Annotated in this window: 19 protein-coding genes and 1 pseudogene; 8 read left to right on the top strand and 12 right to left on the bottom strand. The window is 60.1% G+C overall.

The genetic code is table 11. The annotated features are described in order from the left end of the window. The first annotated feature begins 267 nt into the window (after positions 1–267). Positions 268–663 (top strand): annotated as a pseudogene (locus tag DTW90_RS17395) (VOC family protein). 201 nt (positions 664–864) lie between these two features. Here DTW90_RS17395 and DTW90_RS17390 read toward each other — a convergent pair. The 4 genes from DTW90_RS17390 to DTW90_RS17375 all read right to left on the bottom strand — a co-directional run bounded on the left by DTW90_RS17390 (position 865) and on the right by DTW90_RS17375 (position 3,963). Beyond that, positions 865–1,917: a nitronate monooxygenase gene (locus DTW90_RS17390; protein ID WP_132522903.1), complete on the bottom strand. Its 1,053-nt coding sequence runs from the start codon at positions 1,915–1,917 to the stop codon at positions 865–867. Positions 1,918–1,965: 48 nt separating this feature from the next. After that, the gene (locus tag DTW90_RS17385; protein WP_132522905.1) at positions 1,966–2,205 is read right to left on the bottom strand and encodes a 4-oxalocrotonate tautomerase family protein; all 240 of its coding nucleotides are present in this window, start codon (positions 2,203–2,205) and stop codon (positions 1,966–1,968) included. Between the two features lie 217 nt (positions 2,206–2,422). After that, the gene (locus tag DTW90_RS17380; RefSeq protein WP_149339774.1) at positions 2,423–3,136 is read right to left on the bottom strand and encodes an SDR family oxidoreductase; all 714 of its coding nucleotides are present in this window, start codon (positions 3,134–3,136) and stop codon (positions 2,423–2,425) included. Between the two features lie 47 nt (positions 3,137–3,183). After that, entirely contained in the window at positions 3,184–3,963 is a 780-nt protein-coding gene (locus tag DTW90_RS17375) for an MBL fold metallo-hydrolase (protein ID WP_149339772.1), read from the bottom strand. 75 nt (positions 3,964–4,038) lie between these two features. Between DTW90_RS17375 and DTW90_RS17370 the strand changes: the two genes are divergently transcribed. Beyond that, positions 4,039–4,926, top strand: coding sequence for a LysR family transcriptional regulator (locus DTW90_RS17370; RefSeq protein ID WP_132522911.1), 888 nt, complete (start codon positions 4,039–4,041; stop codon positions 4,924–4,926). A 104-nt stretch (positions 4,927–5,030) separates the two neighbouring features. Here the strand turns inward: DTW90_RS17370 and DTW90_RS17365 are convergent, their stop codons facing one another. Continuing rightward, positions 5,031–5,537: a helix-turn-helix domain-containing protein gene (locus tag DTW90_RS17365; RefSeq protein ID WP_149339770.1), complete on the bottom strand. Its 507-nt coding sequence runs from the start codon at positions 5,535–5,537 to the stop codon at positions 5,031–5,033. Positions 5,538–5,649: 112 nt separating this feature from the next. Here DTW90_RS17365 and DTW90_RS17360 point away from each other — a divergent pair, with 112 nt between their 5' ends. Then, a complete protein-coding gene (locus tag DTW90_RS17360; protein WP_149339768.1) occupies positions 5,650–6,828 on the top strand; it encodes an MFS transporter in 1,179 nt (392 codons plus the stop codon). 380 nt (positions 6,829–7,208) lie between these two features. Here the strand turns inward: DTW90_RS17360 and DTW90_RS17355 are convergent, their stop codons facing one another. After that, positions 7,209–8,072: an IclR family transcriptional regulator gene (locus tag DTW90_RS17355; RefSeq protein WP_188079963.1), complete on the bottom strand. Its 864-nt coding sequence runs from the start codon at positions 8,070–8,072 to the stop codon at positions 7,209–7,211. Positions 8,073–8,328: 256 nt separating this feature from the next. Here DTW90_RS17355 and DTW90_RS17350 point away from each other — a divergent pair, with 256 nt between their 5' ends. Together DTW90_RS17350 and DTW90_RS17345 are read left to right on the top strand one after the other, a co-directional pair. Next, positions 8,329–8,763: a VOC family protein gene (locus DTW90_RS17350; protein ID WP_132522919.1), complete on the top strand. Its 435-nt coding sequence runs from the start codon at positions 8,329–8,331 to the stop codon at positions 8,761–8,763. Positions 8,764–8,766: 3 nt separating this feature from the next. Then, the gene (locus tag DTW90_RS17345; RefSeq protein WP_149339764.1) at positions 8,767–9,210 is read left to right on the top strand and encodes a VOC family protein; all 444 of its coding nucleotides are present in this window, start codon (positions 8,767–8,769) and stop codon (positions 9,208–9,210) included. An 83-nt stretch (positions 9,211–9,293) separates the two neighbouring features. Here the strand turns inward: DTW90_RS17345 and DTW90_RS17340 are convergent, their stop codons facing one another. The 6 genes from DTW90_RS17340 to DTW90_RS17315 all read right to left on the bottom strand — a co-directional run bounded on the left by DTW90_RS17340 (position 9,294) and on the right by DTW90_RS17315 (position 15,660). Continuing rightward, positions 9,294–10,541 (bottom strand): ABC transporter substrate-binding protein, encoded by a 1,248-nt coding sequence (locus tag DTW90_RS17340; RefSeq protein WP_149339762.1) that lies wholly within the window; start codon positions 10,539–10,541, stop codon positions 9,294–9,296. 41 nt (positions 10,542–10,582) lie between these two features. Further along, complete coding sequence (locus DTW90_RS17335; protein ID WP_149339760.1) at positions 10,583–11,686, bottom strand: ABC transporter ATP-binding protein; 1,104 nt, start codon at positions 11,684–11,686, stop codon at positions 10,583–10,585. Positions 11,687–11,690: 4 nt separating this feature from the next. After that, positions 11,691–12,599, bottom strand: coding sequence for a carbohydrate ABC transporter permease (locus DTW90_RS17330; protein WP_132522927.1), 909 nt, complete (start codon positions 12,597–12,599; stop codon positions 11,691–11,693). Beyond that, positions 12,596–13,471 (bottom strand): sugar ABC transporter permease, encoded by an 876-nt coding sequence (locus tag DTW90_RS17325; RefSeq protein WP_132522929.1) that lies wholly within the window; start codon positions 13,469–13,471, stop codon positions 12,596–12,598. The genes DTW90_RS17330 and DTW90_RS17325 overlap by 4 nt, the downstream gene beginning before the upstream one ends. A 185-nt stretch (positions 13,472–13,656) precedes the next feature. Continuing rightward, the gene (locus DTW90_RS17320; protein ID WP_149339758.1) at positions 13,657–14,853 is read right to left on the bottom strand and encodes a mandelate racemase/muconate lactonizing enzyme family protein; all 1,197 of its coding nucleotides are present in this window, start codon (positions 14,851–14,853) and stop codon (positions 13,657–13,659) included. Between the two features lie 24 nt (positions 14,854–14,877). Continuing rightward, positions 14,878–15,660: an IclR family transcriptional regulator gene (locus DTW90_RS17315; RefSeq protein ID WP_149339756.1), complete on the bottom strand. Its 783-nt coding sequence runs from the start codon at positions 15,658–15,660 to the stop codon at positions 14,878–14,880. Between the two features lie 165 nt (positions 15,661–15,825). On the opposite strand from DTW90_RS17315, the gene DTW90_RS17310 reads away from it, so the two are divergent. From DTW90_RS17310 to DTW90_RS17300, 3 genes are all read left to right on the top strand, one after another. After that, positions 15,826–16,521: a dimethylmenaquinone methyltransferase gene (locus DTW90_RS17310; RefSeq protein ID WP_132522935.1), complete on the top strand. Its 696-nt coding sequence runs from the start codon at positions 15,826–15,828 to the stop codon at positions 16,519–16,521. A 27-nt stretch (positions 16,522–16,548) separates the two neighbouring features. Next, complete coding sequence (locus DTW90_RS17305) at positions 16,549–17,718, top strand: mandelate racemase/muconate lactonizing enzyme family protein (protein WP_149339754.1); 1,170 nt, start codon at positions 16,549–16,551, stop codon at positions 17,716–17,718. 207 nt (positions 17,719–17,925) lie between these two features. Further along, a complete protein-coding gene (locus tag DTW90_RS17300; protein ID WP_149339752.1) occupies positions 17,926–19,137 on the top strand; it encodes a sugar ABC transporter substrate-binding protein in 1,212 nt (403 codons plus the stop codon). Positions 19,138–19,171 lie beyond the last annotated feature (34 nt).

The following is a 19,171-nucleotide window of genomic DNA, read 5'->3' as shown; positions in this document are numbered from 1 at the left end:
CGCGCCGCCCCTGAGAACCTAAGCGTCGTGGAAATGCCAAACGACCGTCCCTCCCCACCCCCCAATCGAGACGTAAAATCCAAATAGATACCGGTGCTGGGCCCGCTGTGTCGTGGGTGCGTCGCCTAGTTCATCTTGCTGTGAATATCTTCGTGAAGCATTCTGTGCGGCCACCTGTCGTGAAACGTTGGTTTTTGCGACTTCGAAAAATTCAGTCGTAAAACTGTCGCTTTAATTGAGATTTTTGCGACAAGGGCGGGGGAACGGATGCTGCATCACATTTCGTTTGGTGTCTCGAACATCGAATGATCAGCCGCGTTCTATGACGCGGCTTTTGCGCCGCTCGGCTATACACGAGTTTGGGAAGACCTAAATCCCGACTCAGGCCAAGCGGTTGGCTACGGTCCTCCTGATGATGGCGACAAATTCACCATCAAACTTCGAGGGAAGGATGCTCGGTGTCCGGGGCTGGGTTTCCATCTTGCCTTTGCCGCTCCCAGCCGAAACGCCGTCGCCTTGTTCCACGAGGCAGCACTGGCTCATGGCGGTCGAGACAATGGAGGGCCAAGTCTACGGCCTCATTATGGACCTAACTATTTTGCAGCCTTCATCATCGATCCCGATGGATACGAAATTGAAGTTGTTTGCAAAGCACCTGAATGATCGTGTCGCACAAATCCTAGTTGTCGCGACAAAATCGTGATCACCGATTTTTCAAGGGAATATCTGTTGCAAACTTCTCGTCGTTGATCCGATCTGTCTGCTCCCTGAGCGACACGCCACCAACAGCCCGCTGACGAGAAAAGTCGAATACTGGCGCCCCACCGCAGTAAAGGCGGCTGCCGTATCTCGTTTCCTGCTTGGTCAAAGTCCCGCCAGATAGCGAGTGAGCTCCCGGGTCGTCATGACGCGGGCGAGTGCTGCGCTTTGCCCAGACCACATGTTGCTGAAATCCGAGCGGCCCGCCTTCTCAGTGATGGCCCGTAGGGGAGTGAGAGCGCCGCCCGCGGTCGGAAACGCCGGCGCGATGTCGGCGAGCGGCCCGATCTCTTTCATCAGCCGGTTCATGAATCCGCGGGCCGGCCGACCGGTAAAGAGGTTGGTCAGCGCCGTCTTGTCATCGCCGCCAGCAAGCAACGCCTTGCGGTGGAATTCGCTTACCTTCGCCTCCGGTGTCAGCAGATAGGCCGTGCCGACTTGAACCGCCGACGCACCCAGTGCAAATGCAGCATTAACACCTCGCGGATCGGCGATGCCACCGGCGGCGATCACAGGAACGTTCACCGCATCTACGATCTGCGGAACGAGAGCAATCGTGCCAACCTGGGTACCCATGTCGTCGCTCAGGAAGTTCCCGCGATGACCGCCGGCCTCGTAACCCATCGCAATCACGGCATCGACTCCGTGGTCGGCAAGCCATCGCGCTTCCGCAACCGTTGTCGCGGATGCGATAATCTTTGCGCCCGTGGCTCTTACCCTGCCGAGAAGCTCAGCGTTCGGCAGGCCGAAATGAAAGCTGACGACCTCTGGTCGATACTTTTCGACCAAGCCGCAATAAGTGGCGTCGAACGGCGCACGATTGGAAGACGGGACAGGATCGGCTGGGTTCAAACCGAGTTCGACATAATAGGGTGCTAGCGCCGCCCGCCACTTCATTTGAGCGGCAGCGTCTGGTTCCGGATCGACGTGACTGAAGAAATTGACGTTGATCGAGTTGCGGGTTGCGGCGCGGATCTGATCCATCGCCTGCGTCATCTGTTCGATCGACAGCATCGCTCCGGGCAAGGACCCGAGGCCGCCGGCCTCACTCGCCGCAATCACCATCTCTGGTGTGGTGGCACCGGCCATGGGCGCTTGAATGATCGGCAATTCTATGCCGAAGAGTTCGAGGATGCGGCTGTCTTTCCAGTTGGCCATTGGTGGGCACTCCCTTCCACTGTGCGGCGCCGGCCGCATCCTAGATTGTTACTTCGCCTTGGCGGCAGCCTGCTGCCGGCGATATTCCGGCGTTGTCACGCCGCCCACGCCCCAATTTTCCAGTTCTACCTCATCGATCACGACAAAGGTCGAGTTATGTGGCTTGCCCATGACCTCGAACAAAAGGTCGCTGACGCCCTTGATCAGGGCCTTCTTCTGCTCCGGAGTCGTAGCACTGGCACCTGGCGCAGTCCCTTCACGTGTCACCTTGATATTGACGTATGGCATGGTCTTCACCCTGGTTCTGTCATTCGGCCGCTTTGTCCGACGTGACGGTTGCTGATCTTCGACAGCAACGGTGTCATTGCCGTCGCATTCCAACTTGCAGGCCCGGTCAATGTAGGCCGGCTCCGATGTCGGGCAATCGTCAGCTCGACATGGAAATCTACTCGCCCGAAAAAGCCGACCGGGGCGGCGGACCATCAACCGCCCCGGTCGCAACTATTTACCAACGGCCGGCGTGCTGACCGCCGTCGACATTGATTGTTTCGCCAGTCAGGAACTTTGCCTGCTCCAGATAAAGGACGGCCTGGACGACGTCATCGATTTCGCCCATACGGCCCATCGGGTGAAGGCCATTCAGGTATTCGTGCGTTTCCGGCGCATGCATCGGCGTCTTGATAATGCCCGGCGCAACCGCGTTTACGCGGATGCCCTTCTTGGCATATTCGATGGCCAGTGAGCGCGTTGCCGCGTCAAGACCGCCCTTCGTCAGCATCGCGACGCCGGCCGGGATATCGGAAATCGCCTGATGCACCAGTGTCGTGGTGATCTGTACGATGTGACCGCTATTGCGCTTCAACATGTCCTGAAGGGCAAACTGGGTAATGTTGAAGAAGCCGTAGATGTTGGTGCGGAGGATATTGGCAAGATCCTCGGGCGTGTGGTCCACGAAGGGCTTGCTGATAAAGATGCCGGCATTGTTGATCAGCGTATCGACGCGACCGAAGCGCTCGATAGCCGTATCGACAACCTTCTTTGCGACATCCCGGTCACCGATATCGCCCGCAACCGCAATCACACCGTCATCGCTGGACGGCTTGATGTTGCGGGAATTGGCGACGACGAGGAAACCTCTTTCGCGGTAGCCTTGCACGAAACCTGCGCCGAGGCCCTGCGATGCGCCGGTGATGATGGCGACTTTCTGTTCATTGCTCATGGTATGCTTCTTTCCTTGTTTGACTGATCCGCCACACGGGCACGGGATCAGCCGGCTTCGAAAACAACCGGCTTTCCCTTTTCGAAGAGGGTCAGACGGTCGGCGAGTTTGAATGTCGAAAAGGTCTGGGCCAGTTGATCCTGGCTTTCCCGGAAATGGACCCAGCCTTCGTTATGGGCGGCCACCAGCTTCGCTCGTGGAAAGGCATGTGCCGCCTCCAGCGCGTCTTCGCTGCCCATTGTCATGTGAAAGCGTCCGCGCGGCTCCGCCGCGCCGGTAAACATCAGAACGACCCTCGGTGAAAATTGTCGCGACACCTCCGCAGTGCCGTCGAACCAGACCGTATCGCCGGTGACATAGATGAGATCTCCCGGCTTCTCGGCGCCGAGAGCAAAGCCAACCACGTCTCCGGAAATGGGCTCGATCCCGACTGGACCATGGCGGGCCGGCGTTGCCGTCACGAACAGCCTCTCACCATCCTGTCCTTCGAAACCGCAGGTTTCGAAGGGCGCTAGGCCAATCGCGTTGCCGCCAAGCCGCTCCGCGCCAACCTTGGTCGTGTAGATTCGACCGACCGTCGGCAGCATGGCGCGGCCGGACGCGTCCAGATTGTCGTAGTGCTGATCGTGGCTCAGCAGAACCGCATCGAGCTTGCCGATTTTCTCAACGCTCAGGGCGGGACCAGACGTCTTTTCAAACCGAACTGGTGTCTCGCGGTAGAGCCCCGGTGGATCGAACGTTGGATCGGTCAGTATCCGGAGCGAACCATATTCGATCAGGACGGTCGGACCTCCGATCAGTGTCAGTTTTAGATCTTTCAATGCCATTTGAGCCAGCCTCACTTGGTTACCGACTGAAAATAGTACGCTGGCATTCTGTGTGTAATTCGCTATTATCTCTCAATGGCTGATAAAAAACGCACAGAGCCAGATTGGCAGGATGTCCGAGTATTTTTGGCGCTCGGCCGACACGGCAGCTTGTCCGCGGCGGCGCGGACCCTGTCGGTGAACCACGCCACCATCGCGCGGCGCATCCGATCGCTGGAGACTACCCTCGGCGAGAAGCTGGTCGAGCGGCGACCCGAAGGTTATGTGCTGACACCTGCGGGGACGCAGGCGCTCGCTGCAGCCAGCGACATGGAAACCGCGATCCAGACGCTTGGCCGAGGCAACTCCGACGGCTCCCCCAAAGGCCTGGTTCGCGTCAACGCCCCGCCCGGCCTTGCGCTGGGCTTCCTTACTGAACGCCTGGCTGCCATCCCGCATGAATTTCCGGGGTTGGATATCGATCTTGCGACGGATCTGCGGTCCGTCAGCCTGGAACGGCACGAAACGGACATCGCGATTCGCCTTGGCCGGCCACAAGACGGAGACTTGATGGCCAAGCTGCTCTTGTCGATGGGGTTCGGGTTCTACGGCACTCCGAAGGCCTGCCGACATGTAGAGGCAGGCGGCGAACCCCTCTTCATCGGCTTTGACGAGGCAAACTCCTACGTGCCGGAGGCTGCCTGGCTCGCCCGCGAGTTCCCGCAGGCGCGACTTGTGTTTCGGGCAAACAATCAGGTAGCGCAGGCCATGGCGGCAAGGTCCGGTATCGGGCTGGCTTTGCTTCCGAATTATATCGGCAGGTCGGATCCGAAGCTGCAGCGCTGCTTGTTCGATCCCGCGCCGCCGCCACGCGAAATCTGGATGCTGACGCGCCGCCAGGACCGAAAAGACCTGCCAATTCGTGCTGTTACCGATTATGTCGCGCGCATATTTGCTGAAGAGCGATCGCTATTTGATGCGTGAGCACATGCGTTCCACCGACCCGCACCACCGCGCTTGCACCTTGGGGGTCGGATCGCCTCGACCAGACTGATCAGTCCGGCGCTCCTCGACGTAGTTGGCGACCGTCACTTTTGTCTGAGGATTTTTTCATTTCTGTCGATGATGAGCGCCTTCGTTGCGTCTGACGCGTTGGGACCGGGCTCGAAGCGAATCTGACGAAAGGACAGTCGTTCGCCCGACTGGGCAATAATCGATACAGGCTCGACGGCTTCGCGATACGCTTCGTCAACCAGCGAAATATGCGGCTTTCCACCGGGAGCGAGCCATTTGTCACCCCATTGCTTCAGCACGACAAGGACAGGGTAGAGCTCCTCGCCCTTCCTGGTCAGTCGGTAGCCGCTGATGCCCGGCTTCTCGGGAAGCGGGAAGCGCTCGATGATGTCGAGTGCGGTCAAGCGCTCCAGCCTTGCCGTAAGCACGTTCCTCGCGATGCCAAGCCGTTTTTGAAATTCATCGAAGCGCATGGAACCGTATGTGCACTCCTGAATGATGAGGAGAGACCACCATTCCCCGACTTCGTCGAGGGCGCGGGCCAGTGAACAGGCCATGTCGGAGAGGCTTTTTCTTTGCATGCGCTGTTTGTATCAGAATACAGTTGCGTGAAGCAACTCTTTTGCGTGGTTTCATGACGCAACTTCGCTGGGGACGATCCCTGCGTCACAATTTCAGTTTAGGAGTGTCGCCATGGATCGGCGCCTTCTTATGTTGGCTCTCAGCATGTTTTCGCTGGGAACCGGCGGCTTTATCGTAGCCGGGGTCCTGCCCCAGATTTCCAACACATATGGCATCACGGTCGGTGCGGCTGGTCAGATGACCACGGCCTTTGCGTTGACCTACGCGGTCTTGGCGCCGCTGGTGACCGCAGCGGCCGCCAGCGTTCCGCGCAAGCGCCTCCTGATCTCCGGGCTTATAATCTTCGTTCTCGCAAACATTGCTACCGCCCTCGCCCCAACCTACGAGCTCGCGCTGATCACGCGTACGGTCGCAGGGCTTGGAGCCGCAATGTTTGCGCCGACGGCAACCGGAGCGGCTCCCATGCTGGTCGCCCCGGAGCGCCGCGGTTACGCCCTGTCCGTCGCGGTCGCCGGCTTGACCTCTTCGACCGCTCTTGGTTCACCAATGGGCGCCATCATCGGAAGCTTCGTGGATTGGCGTTGGGCCATGGTATTTGTCGCGGTGCTGGCGACTATCGCCACCATCGGCGTCCAGACCTTCATCGGCGATATGCCGCTTTCGCCCAAGGTGTCGCTCGCCAATCGTTTTGCTCCTTTGGCGGACTCTCGTGCCAGCCTGACGCTAATCGGAACGCTCCTGAATCTGGCGGGAATTTTCGTTGTCTACACTTACTTCCCGGTCGTGTTTGATCGCGCTCACGGAGGCAATGCGATCACGCTTGCCTGCCTGCTTGTCCTGTGGGGCCTTGGTGGCACTGCATCAAACCTTCTCGCGGGCCGTCTGATCGACGTCGTCGGCAACAGGAGGGTTCTTGTGCTTCTCCTTGTCGTCAGCGTCGTCGTCACCGGGTTGCTTCCGCTCGCCGGAGCAAATCTGCCGGCGGCGACCATTGCGATCGCGCTCTGGGGTGCGTGCGGCTGGGGCATCCTCGTTGCGCAACAGCATAGACTTGTGACGGTGGCCCCGCATGCCGCGCCGATGGTGCTGGCGCTCAATACATCCTGCACCTATCTCGGCATTTCCGCCGGCGGCGTATTCGGCGCGTTCTTCATCCCGACGATCGGCGCCCACAATCTAGGCTTCATCGGTGGCGCGGTGACACTGGTCGCTTTCGGGATCGTCGAACTGGCGACCTGGCGCATCAACGCAGCAAACACCTCGCACAACAGCGAAGTGGCTGCTGCCTGATAAGCCCTCCATGGCAAGCGCAGAGCGACCGCGATCAAACCTGCACTTTCCCCTCCCCGATCGTGAAAGCAGCCTCATGCAATCGCGGTGGGGAATCAAAAGCCCGTTGGAGGACTCCCTTGGGCTGCATTGATGCAATGAATGTCTTCGTGGGTCCCTCGACGAGCGAAGTCTGTCGCGAGTTGCGCCTCGTATTGGCCCCTCGCCGTCGGCCGTCAGCTGAGGGGCCTTCGCGCCGATGAGGCTCAGTGACCATCGATCATGCCGCCGTCGACATGGAGGATCATCTCTCACGTGGAAGATCCAGCTGCCTCCGCCTCGACGAACCGAAAACGGACTTACCGACTTGTCTTTCATCGCGCGGATCGGCGCGGTTGTTCCTATTTGCCGCGCTTCTTTTTCGCTGACGCACCTTGCCCATCCGTGTCGAGCGCTGCAGCATCGAGGGCAAGGGCCGAAGGCTTGGCCAAGCCAATCTCTTTCGTGATGGCCTCCGCCGTCGAAAGCACGGCCCGCCTGATCTCCTCGATCCTCTTCTCGTCAACGCCGGCGACGAAGGGAACGCTGACGGCTGCAATGACGGTGTTTTCATAGTCGCGCACCGGAGCGGCGATCGCGTGAACGCCGGACATCTGCTCGCCCATGTCCCGCGCCCAGCCGGTGGCGCGGATGTGTTCCAGCTCTTCCAACATGCGATCCGGATCGGAAATCGTGTGACTGGTGAAGCGCTCGAGCTTGGTCAGCCGGCGATCGATATCCTCCTGTGCGGAGAAGGCCAGAAGGACCTTGCCGGCGGCGCCGGCATGGAAAGGCAATCGCTGGCCGGCCGCGGCCGTCAGCGCATATTGGCCATGGCCCTGCGCGGCCGCGACGACGAGGATATTGTCGCCTGATGGAACCGTGAGCTTGCTGCCCTCCCCTGTCAGCTCCGAGATCCTGTTCAGATGCGGCTGCGCGATCGCCAGCAGATCGTAGCTCGCGACATTCGGCGCCACATGGGCGGCAAGAGTGAGAAGACGACGCCCGAGCGTATAGCTGCCGGCGGGCGAGCGATGGACGAAATCATAGGCACTCAGGGTGTTCAGCATCCGATAGACGGTCGTGCGCGAGAGCTTCACCGCCTTGACGACGTCGCGGATCGTCGCGCCCTCGGGCGTGCGTTCCAGAAGCGCGAAGACCTCCACCATCTGCTCGATGACAGGGATGCGATATTTCTGGGAGGCGTCTTCACTGATCTCGTTCATTCGGAACCCTGGTTGGCCTGATCGGGCGATGCTTTGCATTCAATAAGCAATGCTTTGTTTTCGCGCAATCGCGGCTCGTTTCGGTTGACTCCAGCATCAAAATTTCGATAAATTCATAAATGAACCTGTATCAGTTCAAATGTAAACAAGGCGACGAATTGTCCGATCTGATCGGTGGTCGCCTTGGCGCGGCGGAGGAGTGTCGCGTTTCCCGGGGAGCAGGGCCTACAGAGGAATTCAACGAGGAGGATGTGAAATGAAGAATGTGAAAGCGATCGGACATATTGCGGTCAGCGTAAAAGACATCGAGCGTTCGATGGATTTCTACGTCAACAAGCTCGGCTTCGAGGAGATGTTCAGGCTGGAGCGTGACGGCCGTCTCTGGATCGTCTATCTGCGCATCACCGATACGCAGTTCATCGAGCTCTTCCCCGACGGCGTTGGCGACAGCGCGCCGCCCTTTGCCAATGTCGGTTATAACCACCTCTGCCTCGAGGTCGATGATATCGATGCCGCGATTGCCGAAATTACGGCGCGCGGCGTGACGCTGACGGCGGAGAAGAAGCTTGGCGTCGACCACAATTACCAGGCCTGGATCGCCGATCCCGAGGGCAATCGCATCGAGCTCATGCAGCTCGGCGCAGATGCCATGCAGACGGCCGCGATCCGCCGGATCAAGGGACAGGCCTGAGCCATGGATCTGTTCAGACATCTCGGGCATATCGCCCTGCGCGTGAACGATCTTAACAAGTCGCTGGCCTTCTACCAGAAGCTCGGCTTTCGCGAGATGACGCGCCTGCTCAACGATCAGGGGGAGGCGTGGATCGTCTACCTCCGGATCAACGACGACCAATATCTGGAACTCTTCCCGAAGGGCGTGAAGCGGCCGGAGACCGGCCCGGATGTGATTGGCATCTTTCATATTTGCCTCACGGTCGAAGATATTGACAAAACGTTCGAGGAGCTTGCGAAGGTCGGCATTCATCCCAGCCAGCCGCGCCCGACGAAAATCGGCATCGATGGCAACCGGGGCGGCTGGATCGAAGACCCCGACGGCACCCAGATCGAGGTCATGGAAATGGCGCCGGACTGCATCCAGTTGAACGCGATCGAGAGACTCCGCGCAGAAACCGTCTGACTGGATGCGAACGGTTACTATGAACAAGGAGGCCGCCTCGATAGGGCGGCCTTCTGCTGATGACGGCCAGCAAGACTCTACGATCAGAAGATCTGATCGTAGGCATCCTGCATCGCATGGATGAAGTCGTCATCCGTGCGCTTCGGGTCGCTCCAGTACTTGTCGGCCTCTTCCCAGATCGTCCGGTACCAATCGGCATCCGCGGTGTTGAAGGGGTTAGAGACCTGCTTGTTTGGGTCCTTCAGCGTATCCAGCACCAGCTTGTTGCAGGCATCCAGATTGGTCGTATCGGCGTCGGTCCGAACAGGGCTTGCGCCCTTCTTCAACACGAAGTCCGCATTCAGCTTCGGATCGACATCGAGCCTGGCGAAGTCTTCCTGCGCCTTGGCGGTATCGGCATTGCCGGTGTTGAGGAAGCCCCAGGCATCGACAGTCACGACGACCGCCTTGGTGCCGGGAATGTTCATGCAATCGAAATCGGTGCCGAGCTTCTTGTTGGCCGCCAGGAATTCGCCCTTCATCCAGTCGCCGTGGATCTGCAGCAGCGCCTTGCCCGTGATGACGAGGTTGGTCGTGTCGTTCCACTGCCGATTCGGCGAGCCCGGATCGGTGTGGTCGGCGATCTGGCGGAAGCGTTTCAGCGCGGCCCGCATTTCCGGCGTGTCGATCACGCTCTTGTCAGGCTTTTCGCCGTAGAAGCGATCATAGATCTGCGGGCCATCCTCGGCCGCGATCAGCGCCTGCAGCAGATAGGCCTTCTGGAACTGGTCGCCGCCCTGGGCGATCGGGATGTAGCCGGCCGCCTTCACCTTGTCGAAGGCAGCGAAAAGATCGTCGAGCGACTTCCAGGATTTCGGATCGACGCCGACGGCGTCGGCGACATGCTTGTTGTAATAAATCATGCCATCGATATGCACCGTCGCCGGCGCCTTCATGATCTCGCCATCGACGGTGATGTTCTTCAAGACGGAGGGCGGAAAGTTCTTCGTGGCGCCGATGCTGTCGAACAGCTTGGTCAGCGGCACGCCGAGGTTCTGCTTGTTCAGATCGCGATAGATACCTGGGTCGGAATTCATGAAGATCGCGGGCGGATTGCCGCCGGTGATCATGTTCATCAGGCTGACATTGGCGCCGGAATCGTGGGCGATGGAGAGATCCTTCCATTGGTGCCCATCTTTCGCCCAGGCGTCGCGCAACACGCCGAGTGCTGCGATTTCCGACGGTTTCGACCAGGTATGATAGACGACGACTTCATCGGCGCGCGCGGTGCCGGCAAGCGCGGTGGCCGCGAGCAGCAGGGATGCCCCCGCCAGAGATTTCCATTTCCTCATGCGTCATTCCTCCCGTTGAAATTCTGGCATTTGGACTTCGGCTAAAGCCGCTGGCCCGTGGGCGCATCGAACACATTCAGCTTGTCTAGCGGCAGATAGACCGGCAGCGTTTGGCACCCGCGATAGCGGTTGGCATCACGACCATCGATGCGCACGGCGATGCCCTGGCCGGACATGGTCAGGAAAGCGAAGGCATCGGGGCCGGATTTCTCAAAATATTCGACCGGGCAATCGAAGCGGATGGTCTCGCCCGCATCGCCGCGCTCTTCGGTCAGCAATTCCTCGGCGCGGAAGCCGAGCTTCACCGAGCCGCCCTCGGCCGACTTGCCCTTCCACTTATAATGCCCAAGGCCAATCTCGACATTGCTCTTGTCGTCCACGGCGACAAGAGCGCTTCCATTTCTCTTGACCGTACAATCGAGCACGTTCATCGCCGGCGAGCCGACGAAATCGGCGACGAAGAGGTTGGCGGGCTCATTGTAGATCTCATCCGGCGTACCGAACTGCTGGATGACACCTTTGTTCATCACGGCAATCTTCGTCGCCATTGTCATCGCCTCGACCTGGTCGTGGGTTACGTAGACGACGGTGTTCTTCAGCTGGTTGTGCAGCTTCTTGATCTCTATGCGCATCTCGTTTCGCAGCTTGGCGTCGAGATTGGAGAGCGGCTCGTCGAATAGGCAGACGCCATATTGCTTGACGAGCGCGCGGCCGATCGCGACGCGTTGGCGCTGACCGCCGGAGAGCTGGGAAGGCTTGCGATCGAGCAGATGCTCGATCTGCAGAAGCTTCGCCGCCCAGGCGATGCGCTGGTCTGCTTCCGCCTTGGTGATGCCGCGCGAGGACAGGCCGAAATTCATGTTTCCGCGCACAGTCTTGGTCGGATAGAGCGCGTAAGACTGGAACACCATGGCAAGGCCACGGTCCTTCGGATCAAGATAGCTGACGTCGCGATCGCCGATCAGGATCTCGCCGCCATCGATTTCGAGCAGGCCGGCCAGCAGATTGAGCAGGGTCGTCTTGCCGCAGCCGGATGGCCCGAGCAGCACGAGAAAATCGCCGTCGCCGATGCTGAGGTTCAGGTTCTCGATGACGGTCAGCGCGCCGAACTTCTTGACGATATTGTTGAATGCGATCGATGGCATGCTTTCATCCCTTGATGGCGCCGGCCGTAATGCCCTGCACGAAGAACTTGCCGAGAACGAAATAGATGACGAGCGGCGGCAGCGCGGTCAAAAGCGCCGAGGCCATGTCGACGGCATAGTTCTTGGCGCCAGTCGTCGTGACCGTGATGTTGTTGAGCACGACCGTCATCGGTTGCGTGTCCTGCGCGCCGAAGGTCAGGCCTACGAGGAAGTCGTTCCAGATGCCTGTGATCATCAGGATCAGCACGACGATCATGATGTTGCCGGACATGGGCAGCACGATCTCGAAGAAGATGCGCCAGAAGGAACCGGAATCGATCATCGCCGCCGCAATGATCTGCGGCGGCATTCCGCGGAAATAATTTCGGAAGATCAGGGTCAAGAAGGGCAGCGACAGCACGCTATGAATGACCGCGATACCGAATGTCGTGCCGTAGATATGCAGCGTGCCCGCGATCTTGATCAGCGGATACATGATGATCTGGAAGGGCACGAAGGCGCAGATGAAGAGCACGAACAGGAAGCCGTTCGCCCATTTGACGTTCCAGAGCGCCAGCCCGTAGCCGGTGATGATCGACAACGAGATGGTCAGCACGAGGCTTGGCGCAAGAATATAGAGTGAATTGACGAAGCCGACGCGCACGCCGCTGCAGTTCATGCCCGAGCAGGCCTGCGTCCAGGCATAGACCCAGGCATCCACTGTCCATGGATGCGGCCATGAAAAGATCTGGCCTTCGCGGATCTGGTCCATTGTCTTGAAGGATGTGACGACGATGACGTAGAGCGGCACCGCGAAGAAGGCGGCCGCCATCAGCAGGAAAACGAAGATCACGACGCGATGCGGTCGGATGAGCGGGCGGCGGCGAGCCTTCGTCCGACTTGCGGAGTGCGATGTCACGGGAATGGCCGTCATGTCGCTTTCCTCTGCCGGATGGCCGTTATGATGACGAGCGGCAGGAACAGGACGAGCGTCGTCAGCAGCATGACGGTCGCGCCGGCCGAGGCGAAGCCGAGATTCTGCTTCTGCCAATAGGCGTCGATAACGAAATAAGCGGGCATGATCGAAGCGCCGCCGGGACCGGCATTGGTCATGGCGACGATGATGTCATAGGCCTTCACGACGCCGATGCAGAGCAGGATGATGCAGGTCAGGAAGGTGAGTTTCATCATCGGGATGATCACCTCGATATAGAGCCGCCAGAAGGGCACGCCATCGAGCCGTGCTGCCTGCCAGATCTCGGAATTGATGGATTTCAGCCCCGACAGCATCAGCGCCATGAAGAAGCCCGTCGATTGCCAGACGGCGGCGAGAATGACGCCGAACATGACCGTGTCCTGGCTGGCAAGCCAGTTGAACGAGGCGCTCTGCCAACCGATGGAGTGGAGCACGTTCTCAACGCCGAGGCCGGGATTGAACAGCCAGCGCCAGACGAGGCCTGTCACGATCAGCGAGACTGCCAGCGGATAGAGGAAGACCGTGCGGAAGATGCCCTCGCCATGCACTTCCTTGTCGATGAGCGCCGCAAGGATGAAGCCGACGACGATGGAGAGCAGGCTGCCGAGCGCGAAGATCACCAGGTTCTGCAGCGACAGGAGCCAGGAGGCATCGTGAAACAACCTCCAATATTGCTTCCAGCCGACCAATTCATAGTCCGGAAAGCGCCGGCTTGCCGTAAACGAAAGATAGACGGTCCAACCGATGGACCCAATGAAAAAGACAAGCGTCAGCAAGGCCGCGGGCGCAACGGCCAGATGCGGGGTGACGCGGCTCCATCGGATTCCCATGAGCCTCCTCCTTTGGCCGCAAGCGCTTCACTCCTCTGAAACACCGGCAACCAGTTTTCATATGAACTTCCTCTTGTTCATAACGGACCAACTATAGGAATCGAAAGCCGGCGATGTCAATCGGATTTCGGCCTCGTTTTCCGGTTGCGCCGGTTTGACGAGTGGCTACCGCCGAAGCATTCGCTTCAGTCGAAGAAACCGAGATCGTCGTCGGTGAGGTAGCGTTTCGCCTTCTCAGGGACGAGGTCGACGCCCATGCCTGGCCGCTCGATGATATCGACGAAGCCATTCTTCACGATCGTCTGCGGCAGGCCTTCGACGATGTCGTACCACCAGTCGGGATCGCCGGTCGTGTATTCGAAGGCGATGAAATTGTTCGGCAGCGTGGCGCAGACCTGGATCAGCGCGCCGAGACCAAGGAGACCGTTCGCCGTGCCATGCGGCGCCATCAGGATCGAATGCAGGTCGGCATATTCCGCGATCCATTTCAACTCGGCGATCCCGCCGACATCGGCCGGATCCGGGCCAACGATATTGACCGCATGGGTCTCGATCAGCTCCTTGAAATTCTGCCGCAGATAGATCTGTTCGCCGGTGTGGATCGGTATGGTGCTGACGCGCGTCAGTTCGCGATAGACGCCGGCATTGACCCAGGGCGTATAGTCGCCGGTCAGCAGATCCTCGAGCCACATCAGATGATGGGGCTCAAGGATCCGCGCCAGGCGAATGGCATCGGGCAGCATCCAACCGGGGCCGCAATCGAGAGCGAGCCCGATGGCATCGCCGGCCACCTCCTTCATCGCCGCCACGCAGTCCACGAGATGTCGCAGGCCCTTTTCGGTGATCGGACCGCGATCGAGTGCGCCATGGAAAGGGCTGCTCGATGGCTCGCCGTAGTAGAAGCCCGGCACCTCGCGCTTCATCGAGGAATGAAAGCCGATCGGCTGCTTGATGATGGAAAAGCCCTCCGGCAGGGCCATCATCTTCTTCAGGTCGTCGGCATAATCCTCCGGCCGATGGCCGGCCATCGGGAAGCGGATCGCGCCGTTATAGACGCGAATGCGATCGCGCACCTTGCCGCCCAGCAGCTTGTAGACCGGCACGCCGGCGACTTTGCCTGCCACATCCCAGAGCGCCATTTCGATGACGCTGACGGCGGAACCCCAGGGCTTGAAGCCGCCGCGCTGGCGGATCTTCAGCATGACGCGCTCGACATCGGTAGGATCTTCGCCGATCAGCGCATCGCGGAATGCAAGGATATGGCTCTTCAGATAGGGTTTCCAGGTTTCCGCCTGGCCATAGCCGGAAATACCCTCGTCGGTGACGACACGCACGATCGGGCTCTTGCCGATGACGGCGCATTTCAGATCAACGATCTTCATTCCTCGTCCTCCCTGAAACCTGTTCTAGATCGGCATCGCCTCGCTGATGGCACGGGCGGTATCGATCGCCGCGATGCGGATCTCCTCCATGCGCGCGGGCTTCGCCCCCGCCAGGAACGGCACGCTAACGGCAGCGACCATCCGTCCCGAGCGATCGAAGACGGGTGCGGCGAAGGCATGGATGCTCGGCGCATTCTCACCGCGATCCTGCGCCCAGCCGGCGCGTTTGATGCGGCCAAGTTCCGCCGCCAGCTTCCTGGGATCGGTGATCGACTTGGCGGTATAGGCGATCAGCGGCTTGGCAAGCCAGATGGCCAGTTCGTCGGCGGAGAGATGCGCCAGCAGCAGCTTGCTCGCCGCTCCGGCATGGATCGGCATCCGCTGGCCGGGCGCGACGGTCAGCGCATATTCGCGCCGGCCCTGCGAGACCGCGATGACGAGAATGCCTTCGTGATCGATGACCGAAAGCTTCGTACCTTCGCCGAGATCGGCCGAGAGCTTATCGAGAAAGGGCTGCGCGAGGCTCGCAAGGTCGATATCGCTGACGCCGGCAACGACATGGGCGGCGAGTGCCAGAAGCCGGCGGCCGAGATGATAGGCGCCAGCATCGTCCCGGCGCACCATGTCATGCTCATGTAGCGTGTTGAGGATGCGGTAGACGGTCGTGCGCGGCAGCGAGAGCTGCGCCGTCAGCTCGCGGATCGTCGCGCCGTTCGGCCGGCGCTCGATCTGGCCGAGCACGTCCATCATCCGCTCGATAACAGGGATCGTGTGCTTGGCCGCACCGGTTTCGCTCGCGTCGTCCATTGCGCATCATTGCCGCAGGCAAGCTCCGGATGGAGATTGACAAGGTTCTCGCCATCCCATTACCATGCAATCTTGAACAGAGGAAGTTCAAATATGGATTGACCGATGGAGGTCGGGTAATCCGGGAGCGTGCCTTGCGGCGCGTTCCGCCTGAGGAGGCAAGCCATGGACGAGCATGCGCGGGAGATCGCCGGCAAGGCCGAGCGGTTCAAGAAACTCTATACGGCCGCTGTCTACGACATCATGGACGAGATGGGTCTGCCCAATCAGTGCATGGATCTCGGCATCAGAGGGCTCGACCGCTCGATGCGGATTGCCGGCCCGGCTTTTACGGTCGCTGTCACAGCCGATATGCGTACGGACGCCGAATATGATCTCGAAGAGGTCAAGACCTTCACCTTCTTTCGTCGCATGTATCCCGGCTGCGTGGTGCTGATATCGGCAGCGGGCGAGCGAAACGCCGGCCATTGGGGCGAGTTGATGAGCACGGCCTCCAAGGCACGCGGGGCGACCGGCGTCGTGGTCGATGGCGGCATTCGCGATGGCAATATCCTGATAGGCATGGAGGACTGGCCGGTCTTTACCCGTTATCTTTCGCCGATCGAGTCCCGCGGCCGCACGCGCATCAGCGGTGTCGAGGTTCCGATCGCCGTGACGGGCACGCTGACAGCGCAGATCCGCATCAATCCCGGCGACTGGCTGTTCGGCGACATGGATGGCGTCGTCGTCATTCCCGCCGACAAGGTGGACACCGTCCTTGCCAAGGCGGAGGAGATGACGACGATCGAGAACCGCTCGCGCAACGAGATCCGCGCCGGCGGCGATGTCGCCGACATCTATGCGAAATATGGGCGGCTTTGAGCTCGGGATAGCCGGCTGGGAGGAAGCATGAAGATCACGGCACAGAAAGTCTTCGTCGCCAATGTCTCGCGCACCAACTTCGTCTTCGTGAAGTTCTATACGGACGAAGGTTATGAGGGCGTGGGCGAAGCGACGCTCGAATGGAAGACGCTGACGATCGTCTCCGCGCTGGAAGAGCTGGAGCGCGTCCTCATTGGCCGCGATCCCTTTGCCGTCGATGCGATCGTCGAGCAGCTGCACCGCGATTCCTATTGGCGCACGGGTGCTGTCTTCCGTACCGCGCTGGGGGCGATCGAGGCTGCGTTGCTCGACATCAAGGGCAAGGCGCTCGGCGTCCCCGTCTTCGAGCTTCTTGGCGGCAAGTATCGCGACCGTGTCGCCTGTTACGCCAATCACTGGTTCTTCGGCGCGGTCACCCCGGAGCAATATGCGGACAATGCCCGCAAGGCGGTCGCCATGGGTTATCGCGCGCTGAAATGGGATCCCTTCGATGTCGCCGATCTCGAAATGGATCGGAAGCAGCGGCGCCAGACGATCGATATCGTCGCGGCGGTGCGAGATGCGGTCGGCCCCGATGTCGACTTGATGCTCGACGTTCACGGCCGGCTGAACGTGCCGACGGCGATTGCCATGTGCCGTGAACTCGCCCCCTATGATCTGCGCTGGATCGAGGAGCCGACGCCGCCTGAAAGCATCGATGCGCTGGTCGACGTCCGCGCCGCAAGCCCGGTGCCGATCGCGGCCGGAGAGCGCTGGTTCGAGCCTGGGAAATTCCTGGAGGCGCTGAGCAAGAAGGCCGTCGATATCCTTCAGCCTGACGTCTCCCATGCCGGCGGGCTCGGTGAGACGAAGCGCATCTCGCATATGGCGCATCATCATCTGATCCCGGTCGCGCCGCACAATCCCGTCGGACCGGTCATGAACGCGATGACGCTGCACATGTCGGTGGCGATCCCGAATTTCTCCGTCTTCGAAACCGTTTCCGTCGATGTGCCCTGGCGCAAGGAACTGGTGCGCGAGACGCTGCAATTCGAGGATGGCGCGATCCTTGCGCCCACCGCGCCGGGGCTCGGCGTGGAACTCATCGAGGAGGCCTGCGCCCGCTATCCCTACGAGCCCTATAACGTGCCGCTTTTCGACGGCAGCATGAATACGAGCGGCGTTGCCGCGGGCGCTGCGACCTTCCCCCGCGATTGACACCACGGGGCACTGCGCCAAGTTCTATGAGAAATTGCATTATTCAAATGTGAATAAGACGATTGAAGCAGACGGAGATTGGATGTCGCGATCAACGGAGGTCGCATCCTCCGGGGCGGAAAGAGCAGCCGCTCGATCCCTGCGCAAGACAGTGGTGAATTGAGGAGACAGGCGCGGCGCTGAGACCGCGCGACGGAGGAGCAAGCGATGGAGGGTTTGAGGATAGCGGCTGCCACGGTCTCGGCATTTGCATTGATGGCTGGCAGCGCCTTTGCCGGCGAGGTGGTTTGGTGGACGCCCAATTGGGGCCAGGCGCGCGCCGAGAAATTGGCCGCCGATTTCCAGAAGGCCAATCCCGGCATCACCATCAAGATGGAAGTGACGACCTCGAACGGCCTGCCGCAGCGCATCCTGACGGCGCTGCAATCGGGCGCCGCTCCCGATGTCATTGAGGTGCAGCATCCCTGGGTACAAGGCTATGCCCAATCCGATCTCGTCCAGCCGCTCGACGACGTCATCCAGGACAAGGACGATTACAACAAGGCGTCGATCAACTACGACACCTATGATGGCAAACTCTACGGCATTCCCTATCGCATCGAATGCGTCGGCGTTCTCTATAATCTCGCCGACTTCACTGGCGCAGGCCTCGATCCCGCCAATCCGCCGCAGACCTGGGATCAATGGATGGATGCCGCCAAGAAGATGACGACGGGCGGCAAGTTCGGCATGGCGATCACCGGGGGCGGCGAGGTCGGCAACACGATCACGCGCCTGCTGCCGCTGATCTGGATGAACGGCGGCGACATCATCAGCGGCGATGGCAAGAGCGCCGTCGTCAATTCGCCGGAAGCAGTGGCCGCGGTCAAATTCTATACGGATTTCTACAAGAACAAGTATTCACCGGACTCGACCCTGCAGAATGACGGCATCGCTAACCGGCAGCTCTTCATTGCCGGCAAGGTCTCCATGTACCAGACCGGGCAATACGATATCGCGCCCATCATGCAGGCAAAGGCCGACCTGAAGCTCGGCGCGATGGCGACGCCTCATCCGGATGGCAAGCAGACGGCGGGCGTCATAGGCGGCTGGAGCTACGTTATCCCCAAGGATGCGAAGAACCCGGACGATGCCAAGAAATTCATCCAGTTTCTGAATACGTCGGACAATCAGGGCTTCTTCACCGACACTTTCCCCGCAAGGGCATCTTCGCTGAAGCTGCCGCGTTTCCAGGACCCGATGTTGAAACAATTCGCGGCGATGCTGCCCTATGGCCGCCCGGCGCCGAATACGCCGCACTGGGTGGAGATCTCGCAGGCCGTTTTCGATGGCGTGCAGCGGATCCTTTCGGGCGATCAGGACCCCAAGGCGGCGATGGACCAGGCAAACGAGGAGATCCAGGCCCTGCTCGACAGCTGAGCCGGCATCGAACGGCGCCCGTATCCGCAGCCAT

The sequence above is a fragment of the Neorhizobium sp. P12A genome (genome assembly GCF_008365395.1).
Taxonomy (GTDB): domain Bacteria; phylum Pseudomonadota; class Alphaproteobacteria; order Rhizobiales; family Rhizobiaceae; genus Rhizobium.
The sequence above is the reverse complement of the archived record's forward strand: the minus strand, read 5'-3'. Positions and strand labels throughout refer to the sequence as shown.